Origin of the sequence: Furfurilactobacillus rossiae (assembly GCF_013394005.1) — a bacterium.
GTDB lineage: Bacteria > Bacillota > Bacilli > Lactobacillales > Lactobacillaceae > Furfurilactobacillus > Furfurilactobacillus rossiae.
This window is the reverse complement of the sequence record NZ_CP040586.1, coordinates 46,158-58,463: the sequence shown is the minus strand read 5'-3', so window position 1 is coordinate 58,463 and position 12,306 is coordinate 46,158. Positions and strand designations below refer to the sequence as shown.

Here is a 12,306-nt window from a genome sequence, read left to right as displayed (position 1 = left end):
GACCGGGTCAAAAACACTATTTTGTTGCTTCTGCCTTCGAGTTTGCTTTATCGCGTCCATTTAAAATCAGACTAATCAAAACAACAATTACTAAGAAGCCTAGTATTCCAGCCACAACGGCGACCGTGCCCAAGTTACCAAGGTTTCCAAGTAAGATACCAGGAACTAGGTAGTCAGTGTCAGCAAACGTTGAAGCCGCCAGTTTTAACGTACCTAAGACAGGCAAGATGAGAAGCGGTAACCAACTAATCAATAAACTGTTGACCGCCGACCCGATAATCGCACCACGACGGCCACCCGTCGCGTTCCCATAAATTGCTGCCGCAGCGCCACAGAAGAAGTGACCGACAACCCCGGGAATAATAACCGTTGTTTTCAAAGCAATCATGATAAACATGCTAATTGTGCCGACGATGAAACTAGTGAAAAAGCCAATTAGCACAGCGTTAGGCGCATATGGAAAGATGATTGGAACATCCAAAGCAGGTTTAGAATTAGGCACAAGTTTTGTCGCGATCCCTTGAAAGGCGGGGACAATTTCGGCCAAGATCATGCGAACACCTTGAAGAACAACGACGAAACCGGCGGCAAATGTACCTGCTTGAACCAGTGCATAAACCAGGTAATTAGTACCAGCACTGAGTTTTGTTTCAACAAAATGCGGTCCAGCTACAATTGCTAAAATAATATAAACAATTCCCATTAATAACGTGATTGATACGGTTGAATCACGTAAGAAACTCAATCCTTTAGGCATTTCAATGTCTTCAGTACTGTTTTTCTTATTACCAAACCATTTACCCATCAAACCAGCAGTTGCGTAACCAATGTTACCCGTATGACCCATGGCAACCTCGTCGCCACCAGTGATTTGACGCATAAATGGTTGACACAAAGCCGGTGTCACAGTGAGTAATGTTCCTTCGAAAATTCCACCAAGAATAATGGTCTGCCAACCAGTACCAAGTTTGGCACTGATTAAAATAACCGCCGTCAAACAGGAAACGTATAACATTGCTTGACCAGTTAAGAAAATATACTTAAACCGAGTGAAACGGGCTAGTAGGATATTGACAATCATCCCCACCAACATAATTAATGCTGTCGTCGTACCATACTTAACCAATGCAATGGCGACAACCGCTTCATTGCTTGGCACGACACCTTGAACATGTAAGGCAAACTGGAACATTTTGGCAAACGGCGTTAATGAGTTACTTAAGATCCCAGCACCACCGATTAAGACAAGGAAGCCGGCAAACGTTTTAATCGTTCCTTGAACAACCTCAGTCGCCTTTTTCTTTTGTAGGAGCAGTCCCAACATAGCGATCAAGGCAACTAAAATAGCTGGTTGAGTCGCAATGGAGACAAATAAGTTCAATACACTTTTCATCTTTTTTGTCCTTTACGAATTAATCGTGAGCAATGTTTTCGTTATCTAAAACATAATTGACATGTTCTGCAGTTTCCTTCTTGTCAATCAGACTCTTTAGCAAAACGATCCGATCTTTAGGAATGCTACCTAGCGCATCAGCCAATGTTGATTCAACGAAAAAGTAGTCTGCTGAATCGGCTGTGGCACTGCCAACATCTGAGTGATCGACTGTAATATTGTTTGCATCAACATTCACATTTTCGTCCTTTAGAATTTGTTGGACGTTCATTTGCACCATAAAGCTACTGCCTAAACCGCTTTGACATACTGCTAAAATTTTCATGTTATTTCCTCCGTTATTCGTTGCGACTATGAATTATTGTGAGCAGATCTTCAGCCGACGAAGCAGCCATCAACTGTTTAACTGTTGCTTCGTTGGTTAACAGTGTCATTAATTGCTTAATGACTTCTAAATGACTCTCACTATCAACCGCTGATAAAACGAACCATAAAGTAATGGGATGATCCTGGTTAACAAGTGCAATGTCATGATTCGTTTTGAGCAGTGCAAGCGAGATCCGATTTGATCCATTCTCAGGTCGCGTGTGTGCAAGTGCAATATGGTCACCAATGTTAATATATGGGCCTTGATTATTGACCACATCAATCATTGAATTAACGTATTGCTCTGTCACACTACCGTTGGCAACTAAAGGTTTTGCCGCAAGTCGGATTGCTGCCTCCCAACTCAAATCAGTTGCATCCGTTAACTGGACTGTTTCCTGGTTCAAAAGGTCATTCAGCATTCCATCACCTCCGCTATTAATTTATGGTTTAATCCTAGCATTGATGAAAACGCTAACAAGTGCAATACTTACACTACCAATAGTGCAAAATATTCACCCCATCAAAAAATGTGCTTAATTTGGAGGCTCATCATTCATGATTAACTTTACTAACATCAAACATGGCAATGATCTTCTTAATTACTTACTAACACGTCAGGATTACACCACTCTTGAAGAATTAAAAACACAGCTTGGATTATCTCGTCGCGGCACTTTCTATGTTCTAAAACGCGTGAATGAAGAGTTAAACGACTCTAAGCTTGATATCATCATGAACCTCGCTGGAGTCGGCTATTTCATTCCTGAAGAAACAAAAAAAGAGCTTCTGAATCGATATTCAGAAACTCAAGCTGTGACGGAACAATTTACAAAACATCAGCGTTGCCAACTTATCGCTTGGGATCTCATCAATCACAAGTCACTATCCCTGTCAGACTTAACCAACAGATTTCAAATCTCCAAACATACGGCAATATCCGACCTCAAATCTGTTCGTGAACGTTTAGAATCCCATGGACTCGATATTATTCAACAGCCTAAAGGAAAGCATATTTCCGGATCTGAAATATCACAACGAAACTGGGTATTAGAGGCGCTTAATGATCGTGACTCAATTCTATACAGTCAAATCGACATTAATCCTTCACGTTTGATTGCAATCAACACTGAGATTCATAAGCTGGAAAAAATTACGGGCAATTACTTTAGTGACGACGCTTTATCAACACTTGATGACTTTATTTTATGGTTTTTGGAACGAATCAAACAGCCAGAAAATCAATTGCCAGATTCTCCCTTAAGAACAACCAATGTAGATTCAATGTCGATTAATTGGTCAATTAAGTTCTTAAGCGATAACAACATTCATAATTTTAGTGAATCATATTTCTTGGGTCGCATCATCAACACGAGCCAATTTTATCGTGTCAATCGTGCTGACGGATTAATCCAAACTATCTTTCCGATTTCCCGGGAAATTATCGATCGCTTTAACACCGTGTCTGGGGCCAATGTATCCCCTGAAAAGCTTGAATTAACACTATCTACACACTTATTATCTACCTTTTATCGTTCAAAATTTATGATTCCCTATCACCATCCCAACCTTGAACAAATCACCGAAGGCTTTCGCGAACTATTTTCGTTCACTAAGTATGCCATTCGTCCGTTTGAAAAATTCATCAATGGCCACCTTAGTGATGACGAAATCGCGCTGATTGCACTATATTTCGGCGGTGAATTGCGAGCCATTGAAAGCCGCCGTGGCAAACATGTGGATGTTTTAGTTGTCTGTTCTAGTGGTATTGGTACCTCGTATATTCTTCAGCAGCAACTCATTCAACATTATCCCAACATTGATTTTTCTCAGCCTCTTAGTGTTTTCCAGTATAAAAATCAAGATTTATCCAACATCAAGCTTATCATCAGTACCATCGAACTCAATGTCCCCGTTCATATCCCCATTGTTCGCGTATCACCGCTACCAAATAAAAAAGATTGGGAAACAATCGAAAAAGCATTCATCAATGGCCACTTAACTGATAACCATTTTAACGAAGCCAGTGTAAATTCTCTGCTCGATATTATCAGTAATTACGCTCGTATCGAGAACTTTGATGGTCTGACGGATGCTCTACGTGGTTACCTCAATCAAAGAGCAAAACTGCCGTTAAAAAAGGCTCCTGTCACAGGACCAACAAGCCTACAGAAGCTTTTACCCAACAGCCACATTACTTATGCTGATGATGAGTTGGATAATTGGAAAAATGTTGTTCAACAAGCTTTGAAACCCCTGCTGACTGAACATCTTATCGAACAACGTTACATTGATCGAATCATTCGATTAACAGTCGTCAACGGTCCCTACATGGTACTTGGTAACGGCATCATGTTAGCCCATGGCACACCAAACGACGGCGTCAACGATCTTGGCATGAGCTTACTGTTACTGCAACACCCAGTCACTATTGAAAATAAGAACCACGCAGACAAACGCACGATTCAACTTGTCATTGGCCTAGCACCTTTGGATCAAACCAGTCATTTATCTGCCCTATCGCAACTTATGCAAAAAATCCAAGATGATCACTGGGTTAAGCAAATAAAAGCTGCTAGTTCAGTCGCCGAAATTTCCAATCTACTCTCATAGAGAAAAAAGGAGCTGATCACAATGTCTTCAGCGGACATTGTGACCAGCTCCTTTCATTTCTACTGATTTGCTTTTTTCTCCGCGTGCTGTCGTTCTAGCTCACGAAGTTCTTCCTCAGTCGTTTCCATGTGATCATAGAAATGGTTGAGTTTGTAATTAAGGTGATCGATGGCAGATTGCAGGTCATCGCGTTTTTCTTCCATCACAACGAGTTGTTCCTGCAAAATAGCCTTCTGTTCTTTCGTATTATCTTCCTGCGCGTCGAATAGCTGGATATAACGCCGCAAACTGTCAATACTCATTCCAGCAGCCCGCATCTGCGTCACAAACGTAATGCGACGAATAATGCGATCATCAATATCACGATTGCCAACCTCTGTTCGGTCAATTTCTGGAATCAACGATTCTTTTTCATAATACCGAATGGCTGCCGACGATACGCCCGTTTTTTCACTAGCTTCTTTAATATTCATTGCGTTTTCTCCTTGTGGATCATAGTAGCACAATGGCCTAAATAACGGTCAGTCTCATTGATGTGTTCACAATAGACCTTAATGTGTACTTGAAGGCAAGGGAAACATTAGAAATGAAGTTCATTGTTGAAAAATCGTGTATGAAATATCTCTGCAATGTCCGCACCAACACTCTGTAAAGATTTCTTTGAAAATCCAATCTCTGACAAAAGAAAGTATCGAACACTTAATTGTAAAATTCTTGTTGCAATTATTAGCTTTTCATCTTTATAAATACCTGGTCTAACTTTTCCATGTGTCAAATACACTCTTGTATTGACTAAACTTTTAATAAAATCATCTTCACTGTCAATACTCTTTTGTAAAACATCTCTATTTAAAATTTCATTTGGCACTCTCTTAAAAAGAAATGTTAGCTTGTCTCGTAAACAAGCATCACGATTACGGAAAAATGACTCAACACCTTCCGTTAAATTGATTAAAGTGTTTTCAATGATACTTTCCTGCGTAACTGTCAATATATAATCATCGGCCAGTAACTTTAATTCGCTAGACATATCAAACCAGTTAGTCAAACTATTAGGTAATTCATCTTCAACATCATTATATCTGGGCGTGATTCTAAGGTCACTTTCTCTCTCTACACTTCTTATGGGATAAGTTTGATTGAACAACACATTTGCTTTCAAGCCGTTTGACAAATTGCCTTGTAAATATTTAGCACTAATAGTCTCACCAAGTAAAACAGTAAAAAATTTCGCAGTTTCATTAACTATTTTGGTCGATTGCAACATCGAAACCGAATTAGAATTAGGTTCAATTATTAATCCTGTTTCATTTTTTATATTAACTTTTAGAAGTTCACGGGGATAATTAATTGTGCCAGATTCGTCCAAACTAACACTGAAATTACCTCCATCAAAGTCGAAATTAGTTAAAATTTTTCGCTCAGGTTTCTTGACTTCAAAAATTTGTTTACCGCTCTTTGGTTCTTTTTTGATGGTCAACATGTTGTTTGGCAGCCACACGTTTAAATCAGTTAAAGAAAATCTAAAAAAAGATAAATACTGGCGCTGGGTAACCTTGTTGAAATTTCCATTTGTAATAAGCATATCTGACACTCGGTATCTCTCTGAGATTAATCCAGGTATAGAGTTTGTATTGCCAATCATGCTCACCGTGGATAAAACAATATTTTCGCCGGTTTGGGCAAAACCAAATACTGATTCATAATCCTCAAAGTTGAGTACATCTATCGCTGATGTCTCACTAACATTTAGCGTTCCAAAAACTTCGAGAAGTATATTTCCAGAGTCATAATGAAGTTTTCCCGGAATCCAATTTTCTGGATTAATTTCCTTTTTAACAGACCAAATTCCTTGGAATTCAAAATGACCAAACATATTTTCATTAATTAATTTAGTCATTTTCCTTCAACCACTTATCCAGCACACTGATAAACTCATCATGCTGATCCAGCAAAGCCAAATGGCGACTGTTGGCGAACAAGTGCCACTTAGCGCCTGGAATGTGATCGTAAACGGACTTAGCAATCAGTGGTGTACATAGATCATCCGTCCCATTAGTAACCAATACGGGCACATGAATGTTCTTCAAATCATCGGTTACATCGTAATCACTGATGGTCCCGTTCTCGGTAAATTCGTTTGGTCCCTCAGCGATTAGGCTGGCACGTTTACCATTTGTTTCACGACGCAGTGGTTCTGGTGAATTCTCGTCGGGATCATCCCAGCAATAACGCTCCATGTAACGGTCATTAGCAGCCAAGTACTTAGGACCAGAGAAGTCACCTGTTCGTTCAGCCTCAGCAATTGCCTCACGGTCCTCATAACTCAAATAGGAAATCAACCGATGTTGCTCTTGCGTCCACAACTTGATGGAAGCAGGCGAACCGTCGATCATGACACTCTTAACTCCCGTTTGGTCATAGTGCGTAAGGTAAAGCATCTCAAGCATGCCGCCCCAAGATTGACCCAACATGTGAATTTCATCCAGGTGTAAGTACTTGCGGAGCGCGATTAATTCCTCGGCCCACGTTTCCTTCACATAAACGGATTCGTCCTCAGGCAATGATGACTTCCCACAACCAACTTGGTCATACATAATCAACTGACGACCAGTTTCTGCGTAGTCATCCAGCAATTCAAAGTAATTATGCGATGAGCCAGGACCACCGTGAATTAGCAGTAATGGTGCCTTGCCCGGCGTCTTCTCACCGACAATTCGATAATATGTTTTATACCCGCGAAATGGCATGTAGCCTTCTTCAATCTTCATGAATCGCAACTTCCTTTATGTGTGAAATATGGTGCTTATGTTGATTGTACGCCTTGCAACAAACATCGAAGCATTCTGAAATAATTATTTTTCAATCATCTTAGACAAGTTAAAAACGTGATAGGCGAAATTATCATAACTCGTCTAACACGTTTTGAAATTCTGGATTATTTTTTTGCTGTTAACTTAGCGTCCACTTCTAACTGTCAAGATATCTAGCAGCATAAACGTTGGACTTAATAACTTAAACTCGCCACCATGAGAAGGATACGCATACCTATTTTAGACATCTTTTTAGCCATTACGCTCGTTGCCTCACGGAACATATACGGGAAAAAGCATTAATTGTGTTCACAGCCGGCTCAAATTAGCCTAGCGTTTACGTTTCAATTTGATAATCAACCAGCTCAGCACACCGATGATGATAATCAGCACGATACCGACAGCCCAGTAAATCATCGTATGATCTGGTTTCAGCGTCACATCTTGGTTATTGTATTTTTCGGCCTGTTCCTTAGTAATCGTGAATTCACGGACAAAATGCCACTTTTTCTTGACGGCAGTGACTGTTAAATCAAGCCGGTAGCGCCCTGGTTTAAATCGTTCCCCGTTCAAACGGATTGGGTAATCCATGATCGAATTTGGTGCAAACTGAACGTGATCCTTTGTCGACTTATACAACGTCCGTTTGCTCGTTGTTTGAACCTTTGCCACGATTTTTGCCTGGCTTAAGTAACGTTTTTTTACATTGCGCAATTGAGCTGTGACCAGATTACGACCCGCTTCAGATTTAGCTTTTACATCCCCAAGTTTTAACATTGGTGTTAATTTTTGCCGACCTTGATGAAGGACCATTCCCACCACGTATTGATAATTATTCGTGACGGAAATTCCTTTCGAGGTCTTTTTCTTGTCGGGTGCTACTTTTTTAAACGAAATTCCGCCGGCAATCACACCGTTAAACTTTTGTTTAGGCGCATCGATTTCAAAAATCGCCATTTTCGAACTTTTGGGCGCTAAACTGAGTTGCTTTGGTTCTGTCGTCACAACATCTGTTATGGGTGTGGTCAACGTTTTGTCAGACTTAAACCGTGACTTACCGTACTCAACCACTCCGTTTGGATTCGTCTTCGCCACGTTCACACTTGTGTTGATTCTAATGCGTTTGTCGGACGTATTGGTAACCTTCACCATGACACTTTCTTTTTGACCCGGCATCACGTTTAAATCAAAATACGTTTTCGATTGATCCCGTTGCAGTGACGATTTTTGTGGCTCCACGCTGAAATCCATGCTTTGTGCGTGAGCCACTTGACTATGTAGCAGGAGGCCAACCACCCCACAAAGCATCACTATAATTTTCGTTAATGTTTTCTTGGTCATGTTGAACCCTCCTGTGTTTCGCATATTTGAAACCTTTAAAACTAAACGGTTTCATCTGGTGTATCTTCTAGTGTCCAAGTCAATGTTCCATTGTAGGTCCCCGCACGAGCGGCACCAGCTGGAACTACTAGCTGAACACCAGTTGTTTCTTCTTGTTCAGTACCAGTCACTTCACCACCAAAACGATGGATGGTCGTTCCTGTTCCCTTACCCGTTGGCGCGTTTAATAATTTCACATTCGCGTCATCATCAAGAACCGTCACATTGCCGCCAACCATAGTTGGTTCCTGGCCAGATTCAGTGCCTAATACGGCTCGATCATTGAATAGAATCTTAGTACCAGTCATTTGATGCTCCTCGCCGTTCTTAAAGGGCAGGCTCTGCTTGACTGCTAATTGCCATCCAAGTCCGCCACCCCGTTTGTCAGTAACCTGCACGAAGTTGGAACGCTTAACTGAACCTTCAATACCGTCGATTTGAACTGTATCTGTCTTGGCATTGAATGTTTGTTCCTGCGTGTTGGATGTTGTCCGTTGACCGAAATCTAGTTTGGACGCGTAATCAATGGTCAATGAACCACTCTGATTAGTCGTCCCGGATCCTGTCAGCTCAGTTGCTGCGTCGTTAGGATCCAATGGTGTCGTAACGCTACTCGGATCAGTAAATGAAACCGTCGCTGTAGAATCCCATGACGCTGCCATAACCGGTGTTGCCAACCCCAGCGTCAGTAATGATGCGGCAATAATGGTCGTTAGTTTGCTTAATTTCATGATTTTTACCTCACTTTTTTATCTGCAAAGGGACGGCCATCGTTCATTGTTATCGGCCCGAATTGGTGGCAAACGGACATGATGCAAACATTTCATTTTGTTCATGTACCATCACCCCTCCGTTTCGTTCGGTACATCGCTCAGGTTCCAAGTAATTTCGCCATTGTAAGTACCTGCCTTGGCCTCTGAGGGAGAGACTTGGAGCATGAGCCCCTCTTCACTATTCCATTGATTAGAAACGACATACGGATCATTGTCAGGATTACGTGCTGTTTCAATCTCAATGGCTGCATGACTTACCGGCAGTAGTTCACCATTCTTTTTATACTTAATTGCGTCCGGCAACACATCGCCAGTCGTATTTGTTAACGCCTGCGTCAGTGTCAACGTTAACGACCACTGTTTGGTTACATAACGTTGATCGGTCACACTCAATGGCTGATCCCAGCTTACTAGCGGAAACAGTTGATCGGCTTGCCGCACAATCAGATCACGCCCAAAATTCAAATTTTTGGGGACACTGGATAATTGCAGCGTACCGGGCGGATTGTAAGCGGCCATTCGGTGCAACGTTTTGCCCCTGACGGCAGTTGCCATCGCTTCCGGATCACTGGTGACCGTGCTACCAGCAAATTTTCCCCACTCAATTTTTTCAAACGACTGTGTTGGATCACCGCTAACTGCAGTGGTATCCCAATATGCAAACGGCGAATTCGATAAGGTTAAGCTGGAATTAGCGTTCAGATTCAATGCCCGGGAATTTGTACCAGTCCCAGTGTTTTGTAAATCAAATGCAGCCGGGTCCTCAACGACAGCCGTTGTCGTACCTGTGCCTAAGTCTACCGTTGCAGCAGTTGTACTATTGTTTCGCGCAGTCAATGATCCTCGGGAAGCAACAGTAATATTATTGTTTCCACCTGAGGAACGAATCGCCGCAATTGACCGATTATCTGTATCTAGGTTCATTTGGGCATTCTGACCAATCGTTAAAGAAGCATTGTCATTGGCGATTTGAAAATAAACGTTATTTCCAGGCCACTCCGCATTAAACTTCGTCCCGGTTCCTAACGTAATGTTGTTATAGTAAAGATAAACAATTGGATAACCTTGTGTCCCGTTAGTTCCAGTCAAGTTCAGCGTACAGTTTTGCCCCGTTGTAAATTCCCGAGTCCCACCTGTCTGGTCCTCAGATGGCCGCAAATCATAATAAAACATCGAATAGTTCGTATTGTTGACGTTCCCAGTGTAGACCGTATTGTCGGCCATTTTGACGCTCCCGGTATAAACGTTTTCCGCTCGCGTATCTATGTTGCAGGTTCCTGAAAACGTAATGTCCGAATACGTTGCAATGACCAGTCGATTAACCGTTGTAGCCGTACTGATATTGCTGAATTCAAAGTGCCATTGACCTCGAGCCGTACCGCTGAACGTGACAAATGCTGCCGCCGTGTTTGCCACTTGAATATCATGCACGTTTAGTGTCGGATTGCCTGAAACCGGTACACCGTAACGTAAAGCGCCACTGCCAATGTTTAGAGTATGTTGCTGCCCATCGATTTCTAAACTGCGAGTGATGGGATTGGCAGATATTGAGGTGGCAGAAATGTTATTCTTCAAAAAAATCTTGGTTACGGATGGCTCGTTAATCGCAGTTTGTAACTCAGAAATATTGCTAACCACGCGCTCTGTCTCGCCAAGTTTTGTGTCTTCCTCTACCCGGGAAGTTTGTGTGCTTTCTGATCGTGAACTAGTTTCTTCATCGGTTCTACTAGACTGATTAGATGACTGTGAATCAATTGAATTGGTTTCACGTGAAACGGTCGTGTCACTTTCCAAATATTTTGAACTTGCCTTGCTGCTTTGACTGACGTCGCTATTAGTGTCAGAATCATTTGATTCACGATTGCTTTCACCAGATTGACTACTTTCACTCATTGAAGACACTGAACTACTACTTGAAGATCCACTTTCACTGGCTGATTCTTCAGCAGCAGGATCAATCGTTCCACTCAGTGACACTTGTTCAGCAGGAAGGTCACTGAGTTTAGTCACGTTTTTCGTATCCACATGTTCAAACGTCAACAACCAGCCAAGGCTGCCAGCCTGAGCAGTTATAAACGAACCACTTCGGTCATTGTTAATGCTCAAATTTCGTAAAGTTAATCGCGTATTATCACCCGATTTACCCAATGGCAGTGAACCTTCAGTTAAAGTTAACTGGTGCTGCCTCCCTGTAATCACTAGCGAAGTTGTCCGTGCAGCTAATTGACGGACATCACCACTAATATCTGCGGCTAATGTAATCTCCTGAACATCGGTATTTTCATAGGCAGCTTTGAATTCGGCAAACGTATGAACAGTCGGTTTAACCTCAATAGCATCAGTCTTATCGGCGGATGAGCTATCTGCAACCGCCGTTATCTTGTTTGTCGTAAAATCACTGACCACTGAAGCATCAATTGAATTAGCCGTCTGCGAGTCATCCCGTGAAGACTGTTGTGCATTCTCTACTGATTCATTAGCCTGCACCATCATCTGCGGACCAACTTGATTAGCCCCAATAACCCAAAACGCAATCATAAACAAAGTAAACAATCGTTTCATTGGCAAATCTCCGTTAATGCTGATTTTTTCACAATATATCAATTAGCATTTTTGAATTCAAATCATAACTCTGTGGTTATCGATAAAAGATGCGAAATTTGTCATCAATAAAGGCTTTTCACAGCAAAAAAACCGTATCAAATATGTTTAGTCATATTTGATACGGTTTTCGGTTTTAAGTTTTGTGTTTTTCTATTTAATTCATCAAGATTAACAGTACTGAATTATCTAGTGATCTCAGATGAATCTTGCCACTTATATCAGCTGGAGGGCGGCAACATTGACACCGAGCCGTGAAGGTAACGTTAATTCGAGTGATTTACTCGAATTTAGGTTACGGACGGTCGTAACGACTCGGCTCCTCACGAGGCTTTGCGGCGAGATGAAAGACTCCGAACTTGGGAGG

10 protein-coding genes are annotated in these 12,306 nt (G+C 41.7%); 1 reads left to right on the top strand and 9 read right to left on the bottom strand.

Annotated features, from left to right (window positions below; translation table 11 throughout):
* Positions 1-16 precede the first annotated feature (16 nt).
* The 3 genes from LROSL1_RS00380 to LROSL1_RS00370 are packed head-to-tail and all read right to left on the bottom strand — an operon-like array spanning position 17 to position 2,181.
* Entirely contained in the window at positions 17-1,393 is a 1,377-nt protein-coding gene (locus LROSL1_RS00380; RefSeq protein WP_017261379.1) for a PTS ascorbate transporter subunit IIC, read from the bottom strand.
* A 19-nt stretch (positions 1,394-1,412) separates the two neighbouring features.
* The gene (locus tag LROSL1_RS00375) at positions 1,413-1,718 is read right to left on the bottom strand and encodes a PTS sugar transporter subunit IIB (protein ID WP_178913317.1); all 306 of its coding nucleotides are present in this window, start codon (positions 1,716-1,718) and stop codon (positions 1,413-1,415) included.
* A gap of 13 nt (positions 1,719-1,731) precedes the next feature.
* Positions 1,732-2,181, bottom strand: coding sequence for a PTS sugar transporter subunit IIA (locus LROSL1_RS00370; protein ID WP_161000770.1), 450 nt, complete (start codon positions 2,179-2,181; stop codon positions 1,732-1,734).
* A gap of 136 nt (positions 2,182-2,317) precedes the next feature.
* Here LROSL1_RS00370 and LROSL1_RS00365 point away from each other — a divergent pair, with 136 nt between their 5' ends.
* Positions 2,318-4,372: a BglG family transcription antiterminator gene (locus LROSL1_RS00365; RefSeq protein WP_178913316.1), complete on the top strand. Its 2,055-nt coding sequence runs from the start codon at positions 2,318-2,320 to the stop codon at positions 4,370-4,372.
* A gap of 59 nt (positions 4,373-4,431) precedes the next feature.
* Here LROSL1_RS00365 and LROSL1_RS00360 read toward each other — a convergent pair whose 3' ends face one another.
* The 6 genes from LROSL1_RS00360 to LROSL1_RS00335 form a co-directional block, all read right to left on the bottom strand.
* The gene (locus LROSL1_RS00360; protein ID WP_178913315.1) at positions 4,432-4,845 is read right to left on the bottom strand and encodes a MerR family transcriptional regulator; all 414 of its coding nucleotides are present in this window, start codon (positions 4,843-4,845) and stop codon (positions 4,432-4,434) included.
* 107 nt (positions 4,846-4,952) lie between these two features.
* Complete coding sequence (locus LROSL1_RS00355; RefSeq protein ID WP_178913314.1) at positions 4,953-6,272, bottom strand: HEPN domain-containing protein; 1,320 nt, start codon at positions 6,270-6,272, stop codon at positions 4,953-4,955.
* Positions 6,265-7,143 (bottom strand): proline iminopeptidase, encoded by an 879-nt coding sequence (gene pepI / locus LROSL1_RS00350; protein WP_017261128.1) that lies wholly within the window; start codon positions 7,141-7,143, stop codon positions 6,265-6,267. Before pepI ends, LROSL1_RS00355 begins: the two co-directional genes overlap by 8 nt.
* Positions 7,144-7,515: 372 nt before the next feature.
* Positions 7,516-8,526, bottom strand: coding sequence for a DUF916 and DUF3324 domain-containing protein (locus tag LROSL1_RS00345; protein WP_178913313.1), 1,011 nt, complete (start codon positions 8,524-8,526; stop codon positions 7,516-7,518).
* Between the two features lie 41 nt (positions 8,527-8,567).
* A complete protein-coding gene (locus LROSL1_RS00340; RefSeq protein WP_178913312.1) occupies positions 8,568-9,296 on the bottom strand; it encodes a WxL domain-containing protein in 729 nt (242 codons plus the stop codon).
* A gap of 111 nt (positions 9,297-9,407) precedes the next feature.
* Positions 9,408-11,900 (bottom strand): pectate lyase-like adhesive domain-containing protein, encoded by a 2,493-nt coding sequence (locus LROSL1_RS00335; RefSeq protein WP_178913311.1) that lies wholly within the window; start codon positions 11,898-11,900, stop codon positions 9,408-9,410.
* Positions 11,901-12,306: the final 406 nt, after the last annotated feature.